Source organism: Halomonas sp. PBN3, assembly GCF_000475415.1.
In the GTDB taxonomy this organism is placed as follows: domain Bacteria; phylum Pseudomonadota; class Gammaproteobacteria; order Pseudomonadales; family Halomonadaceae; genus Halomonas; species Halomonas shengliensis.
In genome coordinates this window covers 1-18,501 of record NZ_AXCA01000185.1, presented here as the reverse complement: position 1 = coordinate 18,501, position 18,501 = coordinate 1, and the positions used below count along the sequence as shown (strand labels likewise).

At 64.7% G+C, this 18,501-nt stretch carries 12 protein-coding genes; 3 read left to right on the top strand and 9 right to left on the bottom strand.

The annotated features are described in order from the left end of the window. Nucleotides 1-72: 72 nt before the first annotated feature. From Q673_RS36120 to Q673_RS31815, 5 genes are all read right to left on the bottom strand, one after another. The gene (locus tag Q673_RS36120) at nucleotides 73-441 is read right to left on the bottom strand and encodes a hypothetical protein (RefSeq protein ID WP_081712062.1); all 369 of its coding nucleotides are present in this window, start codon (nucleotides 439-441) and stop codon (nucleotides 73-75) included. Nucleotides 442-457: 16 nt separating this feature from the next. Then, on the bottom strand, nucleotides 458-2,698 hold the full coding sequence (locus Q673_RS31830) for a GmrSD restriction endonuclease domain-containing protein (protein ID WP_023006807.1): 2,241 nt from the start codon (nucleotides 2,696-2,698) through the stop codon (nucleotides 458-460). Between the two features lie 37 nt (nucleotides 2,699-2,735). Beyond that, complete coding sequence (locus tag Q673_RS31825; RefSeq protein ID WP_023006806.1) at nucleotides 2,736-3,095, bottom strand: DUF2628 domain-containing protein; 360 nt, start codon at nucleotides 3,093-3,095, stop codon at nucleotides 2,736-2,738. Nucleotides 3,096-3,147: 52 nt separating this feature from the next. Next, nucleotides 3,148-3,618, bottom strand: coding sequence for a DUF2846 domain-containing protein (locus tag Q673_RS31820; protein WP_023006805.1), 471 nt, complete (start codon nucleotides 3,616-3,618; stop codon nucleotides 3,148-3,150). A gap of 80 nt (nucleotides 3,619-3,698) precedes the next feature. Continuing rightward, nucleotides 3,699-4,340, bottom strand: a complete 642-nt coding sequence (locus Q673_RS31815; RefSeq protein ID WP_152527134.1) for a hypothetical protein — start codon at nucleotides 4,338-4,340, stop codon at nucleotides 3,699-3,701. Nucleotides 4,341-4,899: 559 nt separating this feature from the next. Here Q673_RS31815 and Q673_RS31810 point away from each other — a divergent pair. From Q673_RS31810 to tnpC, 3 genes are read left to right on the top strand one after another with little or no spacing between them, the layout of a single operon-like run. Next, nucleotides 4,900-5,109 carry a hypothetical protein gene (locus tag Q673_RS31810; protein ID WP_023006803.1) on the top strand — a complete coding sequence of 70 codons (210 nt, stop codon included), beginning with the start codon at nucleotides 4,900-4,902 and terminating at the stop codon, nucleotides 5,107-5,109. Further along, entirely contained in the window at nucleotides 5,106-5,462 is a 357-nt protein-coding gene (gene tnpB, locus Q673_RS31805; protein ID WP_023006802.1) for an IS66 family insertion sequence element accessory protein TnpB, read from the top strand. Before Q673_RS31810 ends, tnpB begins: the two co-directional genes overlap by 4 nt. Nucleotides 5,463-5,504: 42 nt before the next feature. Then, nucleotides 5,505-7,106 carry an IS66 family transposase gene (gene tnpC, locus Q673_RS31800; protein ID WP_031218493.1) on the top strand — a complete coding sequence of 534 codons (1,602 nt, stop codon included), beginning with the start codon at nucleotides 5,505-5,507 and terminating at the stop codon, nucleotides 7,104-7,106. Nucleotide 7,107: 1 nt separating this feature from the next. On the opposite strand, the gene Q673_RS31795 is transcribed toward tnpC, so the two are convergent. From Q673_RS31795 to Q673_RS31780, 4 genes are all read right to left on the bottom strand, one after another. After that, complete coding sequence (locus tag Q673_RS31795; RefSeq protein WP_023006800.1) at nucleotides 7,108-11,211, bottom strand: class I SAM-dependent DNA methyltransferase; 4,104 nt, start codon at nucleotides 11,209-11,211, stop codon at nucleotides 7,108-7,110. Between the two features lie 71 nt (nucleotides 11,212-11,282). Continuing rightward, a complete protein-coding gene (locus Q673_RS31790) occupies nucleotides 11,283-14,297 on the bottom strand; it encodes a DEAD/DEAH box helicase (protein WP_023006799.1) in 3,015 nt (1,004 codons plus the stop codon). 292 nt (nucleotides 14,298-14,589) lie between these two features. Then, nucleotides 14,590-17,250, bottom strand: a complete 2,661-nt coding sequence (locus Q673_RS31785; protein ID WP_023006798.1) for an AAA family ATPase — start codon at nucleotides 17,248-17,250, stop codon at nucleotides 14,590-14,592. Further along, nucleotides 17,247-18,383 carry a metallophosphoesterase family protein gene (locus Q673_RS31780; protein WP_023006797.1) on the bottom strand — a complete coding sequence of 379 codons (1,137 nt, stop codon included), beginning with the start codon at nucleotides 18,381-18,383 and terminating at the stop codon, nucleotides 17,247-17,249. The genes Q673_RS31785 and Q673_RS31780 overlap by 4 nt, the downstream gene beginning before the upstream one ends. Nucleotides 18,384-18,501: the final 118 nt, after the last annotated feature.

Here is an 18,501-nt window from a genome sequence, read left to right as displayed (position 1 = left end):
ATGAAAATTGGGAAGAAGATGCGAAACTGACTCAATCATTCTTTACACTACCCGATGACTTTAAATGAAAGATCACCCAATATTGACGTACAGTATCGGATTGCTGCTACCCTTCTTGAACCACTCTGACACATCCATACCCTTGTATCTATGTCTCTCGTGTGGCCCGGCTACCTCTCCAACGAACTCCCAGCGACCGTCGATACTGACATCGCTGTGAGGCCTCGCATGGTAGGGAGTGGAACCTGCCGGGTGCCATGACAGCACCCGGTAGACCTCGCGCACGACACCGCCTGCAACTGCCAAGGCCAGCTCGACCCGCTCGCGTCGCTTGCCAATCCTCCACACCCCACGCGTCACTTCATAGAGCTCCTCATCGGTGATCCCTTCATGCCAGCTGCGGGAAATCCGTATCAGGACTGAAGGTTGGGTAATCTTCATACTGGCGAGCCCTCCTTCATCCAGTGGCTTTCTGAACCAGCTGGTGTGACAGCAGGTAAGGTGCCTGGCGCACCTCTTCCAGGTGATAGAGGTGCCAGCCAGCCAAGGTTGCCGGGATTGGGGACGCCTTGCCCTGTTCGTTCCAGATACCCACTCTGTGCTCCGGCCAGGCAAGCTCGAAGTTGCCCACGACCTCCCCCTTGGCATCCTCCACGTCCTGCCCGATCACCGGCTCGGGCAGATCCTGGTCGACAATCCACTCTACAACGGGCAGAGCCGCCATATCGTCCAGGTGGTGCGCCCAGGCTGGAAGCACCGCCAAAGGGTCATCAAGAATCTGCTCCGCCACATGACGCTTCAACTGATCAACATCTTCAAAGACCTGGTAGCCGGCACGGTTGGCGATCTTGATCACGTCACTCTCTTCATTGAGCAACAGAACCGCAGGTGAGCTGAGGCCGGGCTGGATGCCATCGGGCCAGGCCAGGTCAAGAATTGCCAGGGCTTCACCGCTCTTGGGATCATCCAGCTCGAACTCGAGCTCACCGGTTGGCAGCTTGTGGCTTTCCATCCACTCTTGCAGCTCACGCAGCTGCTGCTCTTCTTCCTCGCTTTCGATGCCGCCCGGGATCACACGAACCGGTTCTGCGAAGGCCGCAGCATCCTGGCTGTCATCGAAATGATAAAGCTCTTCCAGAAGTCGATTGGTCGCCTCGGCAAGGAGTTCACGCCGCGCCTTCAGGAAATCGGGGTAGCGCTCGATCGCCCACAGCTCACGCTGCATCGGCACCCATTGGCTTTGTAGCGCATCCGGGTAGCTCTTGAGCACCTCCTCGAAATACTCCACGGGAAGACGATTGGAAATGCTGAGATTCGAGCCCTTGGTCAGGAAGCAGAAGTTGGCGAGAGAGTTGACCTGCTTATGGTCATAGCCGTATTCGCGAAGCCGATGCTTGGGGAAGATGTGATGCAGCTCCAGGGATGAGTTGCTTCCCAGCATGTTCTTCTTGAGCGCGATCCCTAGCCCCCAATCCTGCGCCTCGCCGGTACGGGTAAGAAGGTAGAGCAGCGAATAGAAGCGGTTGCCACGGGTATGGCCGGCAAAATGGTCGGCGCGAACCTTGAGGCTGCCACGCCAGAGGTGCAGCTCCTTGATGAGCGCCTGGATCCCATGTGGCTGATTGTCGAGCAAGATATCGAGGTCACGTGAGAGCACGCTCTCGGTCGAGCCAGAGTAGCGCCCCCAGATGGCCGAATGGATGTACCAGAAGAGCATCGCATCCAGGGTGGCCTTGTCGGTGATCTTGCCGCCCTGCTCCTCGACGTAGCGTACAAGCACCGGGAAGCTGTAGTGCCCTGTGAGTACCTGCTGATGGTCCAAGCCGAGACGGTCGCCGATCACATCCAGCAGATAGCTGATGTGCTTGATCGCCTTGTTCAGCCCGGCCACGAACTGCTGACCGTCCAGGTCATGGATGAAGGAGAACTTGGCCTCGTTGGTCGTCAGGGTGGTGATACAGCGGAGCAGCCAGTCAAGAGAGAAGTGAAAACCCTGAGCCCGCCAGTCATCCAGGGCCTTTCGCATCCTGGCCCGTGCATCCGGCTGAGTGGAGCAGATACGCGCCAGTGCCAGATCACCCTTGGAGAGCTTCGTCCCGCCACTGTTGACCTTGTTGAAGATCTCAACGACCACATCCAGAGTCTTGTCCTGCCCTGAGATCTGCTCCACATGGACCTCAATATCACGGACATCACGCAGCCGGTTGAGCCGGTTGTTGTACCGACTGCCCTCCTTGAAACTCAGTTCCAAGGATTCGCCCAGTCGTTCGGTGACCGCCTCTGCGCCATCGATCATCAGCTGTGTCACGCTGATCCATTTGGGATCGTTGGCCATCTTACTGGGCATATAGAAGGAGAACTCCTCGTTCTCCACATTGAAATAGAGGTCGGTGAAGGCACGCTCGTCGCCATCGAAGAAGGCCGGAGGCCGGCCGCGCACGATACCGTAGAGCGACGTGATGCGCTGCTGGCCATCCAGGAGCAGGTTGACCGTACCGGCATTGAGCTGCTGCTCGCCCCTGTGCCCTACCGTCATAGCGTCGGTCGCCCAGGAGAGCAGGCTTCCCACGGGATAGCGCTTGTAGAGGGAGGTCATCAGGCCGCGAACCTGGTCGCGGTTCCACACATAGCCGCGCTGAAACTCGGGTAGCGCCGTCTGGCCGTTGTCGATCTGGTCGAGCAGCGTCGAAATCTTCATGGTTGTCCAACTCCCTGCGTGTCACTTCTTTCCATGGCTATTCATCTGCATGCCGTCCCTTGAGGTACAGCGCCACGGCCCCCTCGGGATTCGAGGCGGAGACGGTATCCACATGATCATAGCCACGGCTTGAAAGGTGCTTCTCGCGCCAGCGGTTGCCGTTGATGCCACAGGCGATATAGATGCCGAATGAGATCAGGGTGGCCAGGCCGCCGATGGCGGTATCGACGGGGAACAGGCCGAGCACGATCACGGCGACCAGCAGGCCGACGCCGAGACCCCACATCTTCTTGACCATGGCCCAGATGGGGCCGAAGAAGAAGCCTGGCCACGACCAGCCCTGCTTGACGGCTTCGTGTCGGCCTTCGGGATACTCGAAGATCTTGAACTCTTTCATGCTGCGCTCCACCCATGTGGGCACCGCCTATGGCGGTGCCCACTCGACTCGATCAGATTTCCTTGCTGCAGTTGCCACTTGCCGCCAGGTCGAGCTTGCTTACTTCCCTCATGCCATCTTCTTCATCATGCTGCCTGAGGTTTGCACCACCAACGAAGACACCCAACTTGATGTACTGCTCGACGAAGTAGTTGTTTCCAGCCTCGGTGAACAGAGTCAAGGTATTGGGTGAGAACTCGGACTCGGTCGCTATCTCATGTTCCTGACCACCTTCAACCTGCTTATAGAAGAACACTCCACGCGCACTTTCGCCTACACATTCCCCGTCAATCCAGATATCCTTTTTAAGACTCACGCCTACTGGAATATCTTTTCGGAACACGTAGATACCAGCTTTCCCATCGCCAGGGTAGGTAAACTCCTTGGCGGCGGCCGACTCCTGCTGAGGCGCCATATTGACCGAGGCACAGCCTGTCATGATGGCGAGGAGCGCGAGCGCTGCGATGGTCTTGATCAGCTTCATTTCAGTTCCCTTCTTGCTTTTTTATGGCAGCCCTCGGCTGCCTTCCTTGACCGCAGCCTTCTTGGCCACGGCATTTGGCGTCATGCCAAATTCCTTTGCTTCTCAAAAATCTCCCAAGCGACCCGATAATCCTCCTCCCGATCCGGGCGGAAGAACGGGGCCTGGTACGTCACGGTGGTTTCCCAGGGACCGTCGGGGAGAGTGTCGTCTTCATAGGTCTTGCGGACGACGCCTTCCTGCATCTCCTTGATGTCTTCCCAGCCGAGGGCGATGCCGTACTCGCTGCGCTCGGGGGATTCGATGGAGTAGTGGGTGCCCTCCTTCAGCTCGGCGGGCTTGGCCTTGCGGGGCAGGCCGACGCCGACGAGGCCCTTGCTGGGGGTGAATACGATGCGGCCGTTCTGGTCGTACCAGGTGTCGGCCTCGTACTGGCGCATCACCGGGAACTGCACGCGGTAGATGGTGAGCAGCTCTTCCAAGGTAAGGCCCAGAGCCTTGGCGACGAGGACGTCGATCTCCACCAGTGCCTGGCGGCGGGCGTAGTCGCTGCGCAGGGCGTTATGGCGCTGCCACTCGGGGGTGAGATTGGCGAAGAAGTCCCGGGGCAAGGCGGTTTCGGGGACATGATCGGCGGCGGCCCACTGCTGCTGGCGGAAGGAGTCTTGCCAGTTGGACTGCCAGAGGTCGGCGTAGTGGTTGGTAACTGATGTTAGTGCTAGCACTCTGACTTTGGCAGCCTCAGACTCCACCAGCGGAAACGTTCGAAGCGTAGATTCGTATACATCCGCTTTTCCAGTCGTCTTCAGAAAGAAGTCTGAGACTACCGAATAGCACGCAGCAGCAAAACTTAGCAGATGATCAGAGCACCTGAATGTCGTGGAGAGCACCGGGTGTATATGACCAACTTGCCTAGGGACAATAGTTCCGATCAGCGATCTCTCCGAAGATGCACCGAACATCCTTCTATTTACCCATCGATAATAGTCTGTAACAGGCCTGTTGGTTAGCCGTGGCCACTCGCCATATTCACCACTTCGGTCAGCCTCCTCAGGTGTCATATGTGCCCAGTGGAGTCTAACCAGTACCTCTTCTTCCCAGGGCACGCGCGGGGTGCGGTCGCAGTAGGTGGCGGGGTCGCAGGCGGGCACGTAGTTGGTGCGCGGCAAGTAGTCGTCCGGCAGGGTTTGCAGGTCGAGCTTGTGTAAGCGGTCCACAAACCCCATCTTCTGCCGCTGAGTAGTATCCGTCAGACTGGTGTCATTCGATAGCAAGGAGGACACCATGACCGACCTGACCTCGACACAGGCCTACTGGCTGGGCCACCTGTTCCATGCCTCCTTCCGGCAACTGGCGCTGAGTGAATACGCCGAGGAGCAAGGACTGGAACTGGCGTCACTGCTGGCGTGGGAGCAGCGCCTGAAGGTGCAGGGCGTGCCCGTGCCACCTCGCCACCGGCCGCTGCGCTTCGTCGCCGTGGAGGTGGCCCGATGATCCGGCCGGACACCCGGCTGCGCGTCTACCTGTGTCGCGAGCCGGTCGACATGCGCAAGCAGATCGATGGACTGGCCCTGCTGGTTCAGGAGGCCATGGCGCTCAACCCCTTCGAGGAGGCGGTCTTCGTGTTCGGCAACCGCCAGCGCGATAAGGTCAAGCTGCTGTTCTGGGAGCGTAACGGCTTCGTGGTCTGGTACAAGCGCCTGGAGCGGGAGCGCTTCAAGTGGCCGGACCGCCTGGAGGGCGACACCGTCACGCTCTCGGGCCAGGAGCTGAACTGGCTTCTGGATGGCTATGACCTCAGCGCCATGCGCCCCCATAAGGCCTTGGATTTTCAGGCGGTTGGCTGATTTTCTGCTGCTTTCATCGGCACCGCTTGGTAAAATGGCGGCATGATCTCATCGGCCTCGACACCTTCCCTCAGCATCTCCCAACTGCAGCGCCAAGTGCGCGCTCAGCAGGAGGAGATTGCGCGTCTTCATCGTCTGATGGAGAAGAAGGAGGCTCAGTGGGAAGCGGCCAAGCAGTCCCTTTTTGAGCAACTCAAGCTGGCCATTGAAGGCCGGTTCGGTCCCTCTACCGAGAAGTACCGCGTCGAACAGGGTGATCTGCTCATCAACGAGGCCGAGGTGGTGGTCGATGAGGAAGAGGCCAGCGCCCAAGACGACACGGTTGACGGCGAGGTTGACGCGCAGGTCGAATCCCATCAGCCGGCCAAGCGCCGCACCCGTGGCGGCCGAGTAGCCCTGCCGCCTGAGCTGCCCCGCATCGAAGTCGTCCATGAGCTCCCCGAAGATGCCCGTCATTGCCACCACGACGGCACCGAGCTCAAGGAGATCGGCAAAGAGATCAGCGAGGAACTGCACGTCGTGCCGGCGCGGATCGAGGTGATCCGTCATGTGCGCATCAAATACGGCTGCCCAGACTGCGAAGAGGGCGTGCAGATCGCCCCGGCACCGGCCAAGCTGCTGCCCAAGAGCAATGCCAGCCCGACCCTGCTCGCCTACGTGGCCACCGCCAAGTACCAGGATGCCTTGCCGCTCTATCGGCAGAGCCAGATCTTTGCCCGGCACGGCATCGAGATCCCGCGCAACACCCTGGCCCGCTGGATGGTGCAGGTCGGCGAGCGGCTGATGCCGTTGGTCGAGGCCCTGCGACAGCACCTGCTGCAGGCCCCGCTGATTCACATGGACGAGACCACGCTGCAGGTCAACGCCGAGGCCGACCGGCCGGCGAGCTCAACGTCCTATATGTGGCTGCAACGCGGGGGGCCGCCGGGCCAACAGGTGGTGCTGTTCGACTATGACGCCAGCCGAGCCGGCAGGGTGCCCGTGCGCCTGCTGGGTGACTATGCGGGGTGCCTGGTCACCGATGGCTACGAAGGCTATGCCGAGGTGGTGCGAAAGAACGGCATCACCCATGCCGGGTGCTGGGCGCACGCTCGTCGCAAGTTCGTCGAGGCCCAGAAAGTGCAGCCCAAGGGCAAGACCGGCAAGGCCGACTGGGCGCTCAACCAGATCCGCAAACTCTACGCCGTGGAAAAGCAGGCCAAGGCGCTGGAGCCCGAGGCGCGTCAGGCATTGCGTGATCAGAAGAGCCGCCCGCTGATCACCCAGCTGCGCACCTGGCTCGACAAGTCGCTGACGCAGGTGCTGCCGAAGAGCGCGCTGGGCCGGGCGCTGCACTACCTGGAGGGCCAGTGGCAGCGCGTGACCCGCTTCCTCGATGACGGGTTGATCCCGCTGGACAACAACCCGGCCGAGAACGCCATTCGCCCCTTCGTCGTTGGCCGCAAGAACTGGCTGTTCAGCCACACACCGAGCGGTGCCCAGGCCAGCGCGGCCATCTACAGCCTGATCGAGACGGCCAAGGCCAACGGCCTCTCACCCTACGAGTACCTGCGGTTCGTGTTCGAGACCCTGCCAACTCTCGGCGAGGATGACGACCTCGGCACGCTACTGCCCTGGTGCTGGAAAGACACTCTACCGGTCTAACTCAGGCCGCAACAGGTGGGGTTGGTGGAGCGCTTACGAGCTTGTCGTAGGCCTTGTTGGTGTCGCATACCGCACGAGGCGTATTGTAGAACGGGTTGCCGACGAAGAAATGAGGGCCGGAGAGTATCCACTGCTCGGGGCTTTCCGGGAAGCGAGTTTCCCGTCGCATGGTGCCATCCTGCTGGGCATTTACCTCGTTCCAATGCTGGGTGGAGTAGTACTGCCCCTTCAGGTCGCCCAGTCGCCTGGGCTGTGCGGCAAATTTTTCCAATACCGCCATCAGCTGCCGAGCGTGAAGAGCCGGCAGACGGGCTTCCAGAGCATCGGTACCGGCTTGATCGTAGAGCTGGGCGAAAAGCGCCAGCTCATGCTGACCGATCTCGATGATGCGGTCGCGATGGCCATCGAAGTTCCACTTTACCTTGACCCGGCCATCCGGCAGCTCCATTTCCTCCTTGATGCCAGGAACCTGGCCTTTACCGTCATGGGCAAAGGACATGTCGATTGTGCCGGGAATAAACAGGTTCGAGACGTGCTTGAAGCCGGGGGCTCTGAAGGGGCCATGGACGTTGATGCTAAACAGCGTCTGGTTGTGTACCTCGGCGAACAGCTTGGTCTCGTTAATGAACTGGAAGTGGGCTCGCAGTCGTTGATACACCTCCCTCCGGAAGCCTCCACCATTGGGATCATCGTAGATCCCCTCCGGATGCAGAAAGCCACTGACGCCTTGCGCGTTAGCATTGGCCCAGGCGCGAGGCAGGAAGCACTTGTAGAGGTTAGCCTTCTGGCCGGTCAGCTGCGGGTAGTTCTGGGTGGCGTTGAGGAACGCCTGGGAGCCCTCGGCCTCGGCCAGCTCGGCGAACCAGGCGGATTCCAGCTCGGGGCTGCGGGCAAGGGCAGCCTCGCGCTGGTCGGTGAGCTGCTTGGCGCTGAGCTTGTGGAGCACGAAGCGGGGGTTGTGGTCGCCGAGTATGCCGCCCTCCTGCCACTCCACCTTGCGCCAGGGCGGGTTGCCCAGGGTGATATCGAAGCCGCCGCGGGTTGCGAAAAGATCGGCGAAGGCCAGCTCCCAGTGGAAGAAGCGGTAGTGTTCGCCAAGCTCGTTGGCGAGCCTGAGGGTGGCGAAAAAGGGGTTGGCGAAGAGCTTCTCCAGGTTGAGCTCGCCGCGCTGGTTGCTCACCTCGCGGGCGGCGCGGGTCTCCGCGCGCAGGCTCTGCTGGGGCTCGTCGGCGGCGAAGAGGTCCTCCACCGGCTTGGCGAACAGATCCTCGCCAGCGCCGTCTTCCGCCGGGTCGCCACCGCCCAGCAGGCTCTCCTGCTCCGGGGCGAAGGCGAAGGTGCCGGCGCTGTTGAGGATGGTGTTGAGGTCGAAGAGCCACTTCTGGCGGTCGGGCAGCTCGTCGACGCGCTCCAGGGGCCAGAACCAGAGCGCGCACCAGTAGTCCATGGCGAGCTTGAGGCGCCGGTAGGGCGAGGCGATGCGGGCGTGGGTATTGAAGATGCCGCTGGTGCGGATGTCGTCCTTGGCCTGGGTGCTGATATGGCGCTCCTCGCCGCCAGCCTGGCCCCACAGGGTATAGGTGTCCTCGGTGCGCTGGCGGTCGTGGGCCAGCATCCGGGTGTGCTCGCGCCACAGGCGGTCCACGGCGTCACTGAGGCTCTGCAGGGTGCGGATCTCGTCGTCGTCCAGCGGGGCGCAGAAGGCCTTCTTCCACGCCTTGATCGTCTGGAAAGCCTCGGGGCGGAGCTGCTTGGCCACCTTGTCGCTGTAGCCGACCATGCCGGGGTCGGGGAGCAGGAAGTGGTAGATTTCGTGCGGGCGGCGGCCCTCAGTGGCTTCGCTGTCTGATTGCTCGGCTTCTGGTCGCCCTGCTTCTGATCGCCCGATAAATCGGGCTCCTACAGGCTCATCTGGCACGTCACCGCCATCGGATCGCCGAGATGCCGGACCACCGATAAATCGGGCGCCCGCGGGGTGGCTTAGCAGCGTTTCGGGCGGGAGGCGGCGCGGGGCCTGGTTGTACCAGTAGCCCTCCTTGGCCTGCTTCTTCAGGGCGCGGACCGGGTAGACCTCGCGGCGGGCGCCGATCAGGCTGTTGCCGGTGAAGAGCTGGTAGCCGAACCAGGGCACGCTGTGGCCGCCGGAGAGGGCGTTGAGCCACAGCGAGACCTCGGCCAGCTCCACGGCGATGGGGTTGAGGTCCACGCCGAAGACGTTGTGGTCGGCAATATGCATCTTCACCCGCTGGAGTTCCTGCTGGTACGCCTCGTGGGGGATGCGCTGGCCGAGCTCCTGCTCCTTGCGGGCCAGGTACGCCTGGGCGAGCTGGTTGACCGCCTCGTTCAGGAACGCCGCGCTGCCCATGGCGGGCTCGCAGATCGTCAGGTTGAGGATGTCGTCCGCACTGAGCTCGTCGGTGAGCCGCTCCTTGAGGGTGTACTTCACCAGGCTCTTGGTGAGCACCTCCGGGGTGTAGTAGCTGGCGGATTTCTCCCGGTCGCGCCCGGCCATGCGGTAGATGAACTTGCCTTTCGGGTGCACGCGCAGGGTCTTCTTGCCGTCCACGTGATCGTAGACGCGCTCGTCCGCGTGGAACTCTTCCAGCTGCGCCCGGGTGACGAAGTAGCCGGTATCGAGCTCGTCCGGGTTGATGTTCTTGCCCCTGGGGGCGACCTCGTAGAGCTCCTCGGTGGCGAAGAAGCCGCGATAGCTGAGCAGCGCCTCGTAGACGGCGCCGAGCTGGTTGATGCCGAGCTGGGTGTAGCTGACCCGGCCGCGGCGTTTCTTGCCCTTGGCGGGGCGGGTCAGCGACATGCTCTGGATCACCCGCTGCAGGGTGGCGTTGCTGAACACCACGCGGTTGAGCAGCGGGGTCCTGGCCGGGTCGAAGAGGTGGCTGTCCAGGCCCTGCAGGGTGAAGGCGTTGGCGGTGCTCTGGTGGAGCTGGTCACCCTGGCGGCTTACGCGGTAGCCCTCGTAGATCAGCGTGAACATGCGCTGCAGGCTATCGTGGAAGTAGCGCCCCTGCCGGCTCTCGTCGGTGGTCAGGCGCACCATCTCCAGGTCGCGCAGGCTCTCCAGGCTGTAGCCCTGGCGCCAGGTGTCGTCGCCCACGGGCAGGTAGCCGAGCTCCGGGCGCGCCTCGATGTAGAACAAAAAGAGGATGCGGTACATGGTGCGCAGGCACTCCCGGGAGAGCTGCTCCGGGTCCAGGGCGTTCTGGCCGCTGTAGATCCCCTCCTTGCGGCTGCGGGCCTGCTCGATCAGCTGCTCGGCGGCCTCGTTGCCCAGCAGCTCGATGGCCTGGCGCAGGGCGTACTTGAGGTCGTCGGAGACGGCGAAGGCGTGCTTGTGGCTGTTCTCGTCCAGGCTGTCCAGGCGGCTCTGGCCCGGGTTGCCCTGTTGATCGACGGGCGCCAGGCTCTCGCGGTGCAGCAGCACGGCGGTGGCCTTGAGGGTGCGGTCGTCGCGGCGGCCGAGGATCTCCTCCCAGTCGAAGCGCAGCATGCGGTTCTGGGACCACTTGTAGCGGTCGACGAGGATGCCCTGGCGGTCGGAGAGCAGCAGCACCCAGCGCGGCGGATTCTCGTTGTAGGGCGCGGCCTGGCGCAGCACCGCCTGGTCGAGGATCTGGTACCAGCTCTGCCCCGCCAGGGCATCGAAGTGGGGGCCCTCGCCGAAGAACTGCCGGGCGTCCAGGGTGAGCGAGAGCGGGTCCTCGCCCTCGTTTTCGGGGTCCAGGGCGCCGAGCACCCAGAGTTTGTCGCCCAGGGCGGCGAGCACGGGCAGCTCGGTATTGGCGGCCACCTCGCGGTTGTGGGGCTGCCAGGGGATGCCGAGTACGCCCATCAGCTCGCGGAAGAAGTCGCGCTGCTGGCGGATGCGTTCCACGGCGCTGCGCTCACTCTTGAGGCGGTGGCGCAGGGCGAAGTAGCCCTGGTGGAGGTTGCGCAGGGCGCGATGGGGCGGCTCGCCCTCGGCCTCCCAGGCCTTGAGGGTCTCGGCCAGGTCGCCCTCGAACACTTCGGCCAGGTAGTGGGCGCTGAAGAATTCGTTGTCGTTGGTCAGGCCAATGAAGGTGGCGGCGGTGTCCTGAACGGCCATGTTCTCTTGCTCCTTTGCCCTGCGGCACCCGTCGGTGGGGCTCTTTCAATCGGCGCTTTCAATCTAGCCCTTTAATCAGGGTCGCGAGTCAGCACGGCGATGATCTGGATAAAGGGGACCGGCTCGATGGTGAGGGTGTCCTCCACCCAGGTGCGGTAGTCGTCGAACACCGCCTCGATGCGGCCCAGGCGCTGCTCCCGGCGGCTGGCCTTGAAGTGCTCGGCCTGGCGGGAGCCTTCCAGCGCCATCTCCAGCTGGTGGACCTGACGCTCCTGCAGGGCCTTGAGCTCGGCGAGCTGCCGCTCGAGCTCCGGCCGGGTTTCGGCGCTGTACTCGGCCTGGCGCCGGGCCATCTGTTCCCGGGCGGCAGCGATCACCGGCCGGCGCAGAGCCTCGAGGGGCTCCAGCGCCAGCGGGCGGGCGCGGTTGGGCAGCTTGCCGTCGAGCCCCAGGCGCGGCAGCCAGGTCTCGGCGTCCTGCACCTCCACCACCTCGCCCGGCTCACCTTTACCCCCCTGGGCCTGGCCGAGGCGGCAGCGGATGGCGAACCACTCCCAGATCACCGGGTGGGCCTTGCGGTTGGGGATCAGGCCGCTGACCAGGAAGACCGCCTCGCCGGCGGGCAGGCAGTCGTTGATCGCCGGGGAGTCGGGCAGGGCTAGCACCGGGGCGCTGTGGCGGGCCACCTGGGCGAGGAGCTTCTCCTCCAGCCACTGGATGGCGGGATGCTGGGGCCAGAGGTAGTGCAACTTGGGCCAGGCGTTCTCGTCCTGGCGGCTGCGGCGGATCTCCTCGGCGAAGCGCTGCTTGTCGGCGGTAAGCACCAGGCTGCCGTGCTCCGGGCGGATCTCCGGGGGCAGGAAGCGGAAGCGGTAATCGAGGTCGTCCGGCGGCGTCAGGGTAATGGTGGCCCGCTCGGGGTTGGCGCTGAACTCCACCTGGCGACGCTCGCGGTTGAGCGCCTCCAGGGCCTGGCGGGCGAACTCGAAGTCGCCGGGAAAGAGGCTGTAGCGCTCCACGGTGGGCGAGTCGCCCTCGTCCGGCTGGGGCGCGCCCGCCGCCTCGGGATTCAGGAACAGCGCCAGCAGGTCGTCGCCCTCGTTGCTGTCATCGGGCTGGTACTGGGCGTCGAAGGCGGCGGCATCGGTGCCCTCGGCCATGGCCTCCATGGTCAGGGCCTCCTCGGCCTCCGGGTCGTGCACCTTCATGAAGGTGGCCGGGTCGCCGATGTTCCTGTAGGCCTGCTCGTCCTTCTCCTTGAGGATCTCGAGGATGCGCTGGTCGCCGCGCACCTTGGGGTTGTCGCTGCGGTTAATCAGATAGGTGATGATCGGCGTTTCGCTCTGGCCGTAGCGGTCCACCCGGCCGTTGCGCTGCTGGAAGACCATCAGCGACCAGGGCAGGTCGAAGTGCACCAGCCGGTGCGAGAGGTAGTGCAGGTTGATGCCCTCGCTAGCCACGTCGGAGCAGAGCAGCACGCGCAGCGGCGTCTCCGGCTTGCCGAAGGCCTCGACGATGGCCTGCTGCTCGATATCGCTCATGCCGCCGTGGAGGATCTGGAGGGCCTCGTCCTTGAGCTTGAGGTCCTCCTGCATCCGCCCCTGCAGCCAGTTCAGGGTCTCGATGCGCTCGGAGAAGATCACCAGGCGGTCCTGGGTGTCGCGCTTCTTCCAGCCAAACTCGTTGCTTTTCAGCAGCGCGAGCAGCTGCTGATACTTGCCGAAGCTCGGAGCGTCCACGTTGCGCAGCGCCAGGCGCAGGCTCTCCAGGGCCTGGATCTCGGCCTGCTCGTCGTCGCTTGGCTGGCGGGGGCTCGCCTCGCTGCCGGCGAGCTTCCTGATGCGCTGGGCCACCGAGACCTCCGCCGCCGCCGGGGAGCTGAAGATCGCCTTCTGCAGGCCGATGCGCACCAGCTGGCCGTTGCGCTCGGCTCCGTTCTTGAGAGAGCACTCGCCGCGGTAGGTGAAAGGCACATCGAGCAGGGCCTGGTATGCGGCCTCCTCCTGGGGCGAGGCGTCCAGAACGATATCCTTGACCACGCGCTCCTTGAACTCCTGCTGCACCTGGTCGCGGATGTCCTTCTTGAAGCGGCGGATCACCAGGCCCTTGTCGCGGAAGTCCTCCCGGGCGTAGTCCTCCGGGTCGGAGATCGCCGTGGGGTCGAGCATGTTCATCAGGCTGGCAAACGACTTCGCCTTGCCGTCGTGGGGCGTGGCGGAGAGCATGATCAGGGTATCGGAGCGCCCCGCCAGCAGCTGGGCCAGCCGGGCGCGCTGGGAGCTGGTGCCCCGCTCGGCCACGTTGTGGGCCTCGTCGATGACGATGATGTCCCAGTAGGCCTGCTCCAGGTGGCGGCGGTACTCGTTGTCCTGCTTGAGGGTGTCGATGGAGATGATCGACTTGTCGTAGTAGTAGAAGGGGTTGTGGTTGCCGGGAATGTGGTTGCGCACCCGCTGCAGGCCGGCGGAGTCGAGCCGAGTGAGCGGGATGGTGAAGCGGTTCCACAGCTCCTTCTGGAACTGGGTCATCATGCTCTTGAGGGTGAGCACCAGGATGCGCTTGCCGCGGCCGCGGCGCATCAGCTCGGTGATCAGGATGCCGGCTTCCAGGGTCTTGCCCAGGCCCACGGCGTCGGCGATCAGGATGCGCTGGCGGTTCTGCTTCAACGCCTGCAGGGCCGGATCGAGCTGGTAGGGCACCGGGTCCATGGCGGCCTTGTGGCCCAGGTGGATGCGGGCGTCCGCCGGAGTGATCTGGCGCCGCTGGGTCTCGATGAACAGCCGGCTCTTCTCGAAGCCGGGGGTCAGGTCCTGCTCGAAGCGGGTCTCGGCCGGGTCGAGCACGCGGATGGCGTCGGCCTCCTCCTCCAGCCGGGTGAGGAAACGCGCGCTCTTGCCGCTGACCAGCTCCGAGAGGCCGTCCACGGTGAGCACATAGCCGCCGTCGTCGCTGGGGTCGGCCCGGCGCACGATCCACTCGCAATCACGGATCACCATCCGTGCCCCCGGGGCGTAACGCGCCTGCATTTCCTGCTCCTGCATCCCCCCGGCCTGCCTTCCCTGCGCCTGCATCCCGTGCTCCTGCATACCCGCCTCCTTTACCCACGCCTCCTCCTGCGTGCCGCAAGGGGAAACGCGCTGGAAACAGCGAAGAGGCTGGCAGACGGTGCCGAAACCCTTGTCACCAGCTCAAGCCGCTAAGTCCATTTGTTGCCATGGGCCGTCACCTAATCGGCTTAGGGTATCACCGGCACGAGAGCCGGCACAGTGAGGCGAAAGGCGGAGAGAGCGCATCCTGTCACTTCCTTGATCCGGGCCGGGTCCACTTGCCCGGGCTACCCACGCCGCCGCGTGAACGTCCGGGGCAGTGTCCGATGGGCTAGGTTGCCTCCTTCAAGGTGCGTAATTCGCGAGGCGCCACGCCCAGCTCCTGCCAGTTTTCCGGATGGCAGGTAAACATCAGAATTTGGTGACGCTGTGCGGCATCGAAGAGGATGCGTGCCATCTGCTCACGGCGCGCCCGGTCGCAGTGCACCAGGGCGTCGTCGAGGATGATCAGGGTGGGGCGCCCGGCCTCCTGCAGCAGGTCGGCATAGGCCAGGCGGCTGATCAGCCCCATCTGTTCCCGAGCCCCGAAACTCAGCGCCTCGAGGTCGCCGCGCTCTTCCCCGCCGGCTTCCGGGCGGATCAGCATGCCGGGCTTCAGCGCTTCATCTACGGTGAGCTCGGCCCCGGGAAACAACAGCTTCAGGTAGCGGTTGAGGTGCTTCTGCAGCGGTGCCTGCAGCCGGACGGTGACCTCGCGGCGCTGCTCCTTGAGCAGCGTCAGCAGCAGGTCCAGCGCGGCGGCGCGACGCTCCAGCTGTTCGCGACGGCGCTGCTGTGCCGCCAGCTGCCCTTGCGCCTCGTCGCGACGCTCTTCCAGGCCGTTGGCGCCCAGGGTTTCCAGGCGAATCCTGAGGCGAGTGATTTCGGCATCGCGCTCCTGCGCATGGCGCTGCATGGCCTCCGCTGCCTGGCTAAAGCGCTTCACATCCTGGGCCAGCAGTTCGGGGTTGGCGGCGTCGATCTGGTGCTGGCGCTCCTGCAGCGATGTGGTCAGCTGCTCCTCTGCCGCCCTGAGATCGGTCAACGCATCGCGCGCCTCGCGCTGGCGCTGCTGTCGATCGGGGGCGTTGAGCTCATCGTGAAGCCGTTGCCACTCGGTTTCGGCAGTCGCAAGCGCTTGCTCGGCGAGGCTCAGCGCCTGGCGATGCTCCCTTTCGGCCTGTTCCGCCGCCTTCAAAGCCTCGCCGGCACCGTCGAGCTCGCTCTGCGCCTGGGCCACGCTGGGCAGACCATCCTGCTCTTCTGCCTGCGGCAGCTCGGCAAGCTCGGCGGCCAGCTGATCACGGCCCTGAACGGCCAGGCGATGCTGGCGCTCCAGCGTATCTACGCCATCCGGGGCCAGGCCCTCGAGGCGCGCACGGGTCCGCTGCTGAGCCTGCTCAAGCTCGCCGGCCCGCCGCGCTCGGGCCTCGGCGGCGGCCAGGTCGTCCACGCCCAGCTGCTGCAACAGGGCATCACGTTCGGATTCCAGGCGCTGCTGCCGGCGGAGCAGGTCGGCAACATCCGTGCCGCCGGGCTGGATCGTCAGCTTGCCCACCCCAGGAATGCTGAGCTCGGCCTCTTCGAGCAGCAGGGCTTCACCCTCACCACTGAGCGCCTGGCCGTCCAGCTCGAGCCGTTGCCCAGCCTCCAGGCTGTAGCCGAGCCGGGTGGCCAAGGTCTGCTGCTGAACGGCCAGCTTGCCAAGCTCGGCGTCGCGCTTGCGCAGCTCGCCGAGCACCTGGTCATCCACCGCCTGGGCCTGGTGCTCTACGGCCAGTTCCTGAAGTTCGTCGCGCAGCTGGCGGGCCTTGGCCAGGGTGCCAGCCAGCTGCGTCACCTCCTTGGCCAGCCGCTCATGCTCGGCCTGGCGGCTTCGCCGATGATCGCGCTGGTGGGCCGCCTGCAGACGGGTCGTGGCCCGCTCGTAGGCGGTAGTCGCGACCGACAGATGGTGCTGAACAGAAGCGCCTCCGGCCTGGCATGCCTCAAGCCGGCGCTGGGCGTCCTCCTTCTCCTTCTGGCGCTTGCCCAGCTGCGCGGCCTGGGTCTCGAAGTCCTGCAGCTGCTGGCGGTATAGCCCCTGCTGGCGCTGGTTAGCCTCGAGATCACGACGCGCCTGGGCCTGCTGCTGCTGGAGCTGCTCGACGGCCTCAAGCTGCTTGGCGGCCTCACCAGCCTTCTCCTGTTGGGCTTCCCAGGGCCGGGTGGCGTCGATCTCCTGCTGCTGTTGCCTGAGCTCACCCAGGCGGTCGACGCTGGCCTGATAGCCCCTCACCTCCTCCTCCAGTTGCTCCAGGTCGTCCTGCAGGCTGCTGCAGGCCTGCTGCGTATCGCGCAGCTCGCCGGAGGGGCGGCCGGTCGCGGTCAACAGGCGGGCGCGCTCACCCTCCACCTGCCGAATCAGCGCATCGCCGCTGCTGCTGGTCACCTCGCCCAGAGCCTCGCCGAGGCTGCCGGCCAGCGCCGACTGCAGGTGCTCGCCGGCGTGGCCCACCGGGTCGCGCACCTCCTGGCCGGCGCCCTGCTCGACCCACAGCAGGCCGGGAATGCCCCAGTGCTCGGCCTTGCTGGCTCCCCGCCCGGGGAACTGATAGCCCAGCAGCTCGGCCAGGCGCTCCTCGGCCTCGTCGCCATTAAGCTGTTCGCCGGCGGCCACCAGGTCGCAGCGCTGGCGTCTGAGAAAGCGCTTGTCCAGCTGCCACTCCTGCCCCTGCCAGGTAAATGCCAGGGTGATCTCGGGTGCCGCCGAGGAGTCCCCCCAGGGCTGCAGTTCGGTCAGGCTGGTGGAGCGATGGCGCTCGAAGAAGGCGGCGCGAATGGCGCGCACCAGGGTGCTCTTGCCGGACTCGTTGGGGCCGGCAAACAGGTTGATGCCCTCGGCGAGGTCGTCGACCTCGAGCGGCGTGCGAAACTGCTGAAACTGGTCGAGGCGAATACGCGAAAGCTTCATCCCTGGGGCTCCTCACGGTGGTCTGGCTGTCGGGCACTCAGCATCCCGGCAAGGATACCCAGTGCCTCGCGTGCGACCTCGCGTTCGTTACCGGCCTCCTGCCGATGCTGCAGCTCGGCGATCACATGGCCCAGATAGCCGTCGGCATGCAGGTCGGCGATATCCTCGTCGGTAGGTGCCAGGGCGAGCTCGGAGGTCTCCACCTGCAGGCTGCGATGGCGTCCCGCCGCGGCGCCCAGGGCCTGCTCCAGGCGCTGGTGGCCGGCGAGGTCGAGCTGGCCTTCCAGCGTCAGGTCGAGCACCGACATGGGTGGCAGCTTATCCAACTCCGCCAGCAGGGCGTCGAGGTCGGAGGCCACCGACAACCGCTGACGCCAGGCATACCAGCCGTGCTGGCCTATCGGCCGGGCTTCCACCTGGGGCTCCGCGCCGGGGCCATCCAGCGTCACCAGCAGCGCCTGGCCGGCACCGTTGTCCTTGAAGCGCTCTTGCTCGGGAGTGCCGCTGTACCAGGTGCGCTCGTCGATCTGCTTGAGGCCGTGCCAGTCGCCCAGGGCCAGGTAGTCCAGACGAGCGCTGGCGGCGCGGTCGGCGGCGATGGGGTTGGAAGCATCGATGCCTTCCGCCAGCTGCCCCTCCACGCTGCCATGGGCCAACCCGATGCGTACCAATCCCGCTGGGGTTTCGGCCTCGTCGAACCAGGTGGTGAGGTCGCGGTGGGTCTGGCGCTGGGTCAGGGGCGCCGGAAGGATAGCCACGCCGATCTCATCGAACAGCGTCACCTCGGGTGCCACTAGCAAGTGCACGTTGTCGGGTATGGCGCCGATGCGCCGCGCGTGAGTCCAGATGCTCTCCGCCAGGGCGGCGTCGTGGTTGCCGGGAATCATGATCCAGGGGCCGCTGAAGCCGGCCAGCGCCTGGAAGGTACGGTGCAGGGTGCGCTCGCTGAGGGTCTGGGCATCGAAGATATCGCCAGCGACCAGTACGGCATCCACCCGCTCCTCCGTGGCCAGGCGTGCCAGCCGCTCCACCGCGGTAAAGCGCGCCTCGGCCAGGGCGACGGCATCCTCGGGCTCGAAGCGGCCATACTGACGGCCTATCTGCCAGTCGGCGGTGTGCAGAAAACGGGGCATGTCAGCCTCCTTGCTGAGGATTGCGTTGGGGTGGAAATCATGGTGGTGGCATCGAACCAGCTGACCCGCCACTGCTCCCGAGCCGGCTTCGAGCAAAAAAGTAAGTATCCCCCGGCAA

Bases quoted from the DNA above. Each gene is read 5' to 3' on its own strand.
- Q673_RS36120 (WP_081712062.1), bottom strand. From the start codon at position 441: ATGAAGATTACCCAACCTTCAGTCCTGATACGGATTTCCCGCAGCTGG.
- Q673_RS31830 (WP_023006807.1), bottom strand. From the start codon at position 2,698: ATGAAGATTTCGACGCTGCTCGACCAGATCGACAACGGCCAGACGGCG.
- Q673_RS31825 (WP_023006806.1), bottom strand. From the start codon at position 3,095: ATGAAAGAGTTCAAGATCTTCGAGTATCCCGAAGGCCGACACGAAGCC.
- Q673_RS31820 (WP_023006805.1), bottom strand. From the start codon at position 3,618: ATGAAGCTGATCAAGACCATCGCAGCGCTCGCGCTCCTCGCCATCATG.
- Q673_RS31810 (WP_023006803.1), top strand. From the start codon at position 4,900: ATGACCGACCTGACCTCGACACAGGCCTACTGGCTGGGCCACCTGTTC.
- tnpB (WP_023006802.1), top strand. From the start codon at position 5,106: ATGATCCGGCCGGACACCCGGCTGCGCGTCTACCTGTGTCGCGAGCCG.
- tnpC (WP_031218493.1), top strand. From the start codon at position 5,505: ATGATCTCATCGGCCTCGACACCTTCCCTCAGCATCTCCCAACTGCAG.
- Q673_RS31795 (WP_023006800.1), bottom strand. From the start codon at position 11,211: ATGGCCGTTCAGGACACCGCCGCCACCTTCATTGGCCTGACCAACGAC.
- Q673_RS31790 (WP_023006799.1), bottom strand. From the start codon at position 14,297: ATGCAGGAGCACGGGATGCAGGCGCAGGGAAGGCAGGCCGGGGGGATG.
- Q673_RS31785 (WP_023006798.1), bottom strand. From the start codon at position 17,250: ATGAAGCTTTCGCGTATTCGCCTCGACCAGTTTCAGCAGTTTCGCACG.
- Q673_RS31780 (WP_023006797.1), bottom strand. From the start codon at position 18,383: ATGCCCCGTTTTCTGCACACCGCCGACTGGCAGATAGGCCGTCAGTAT.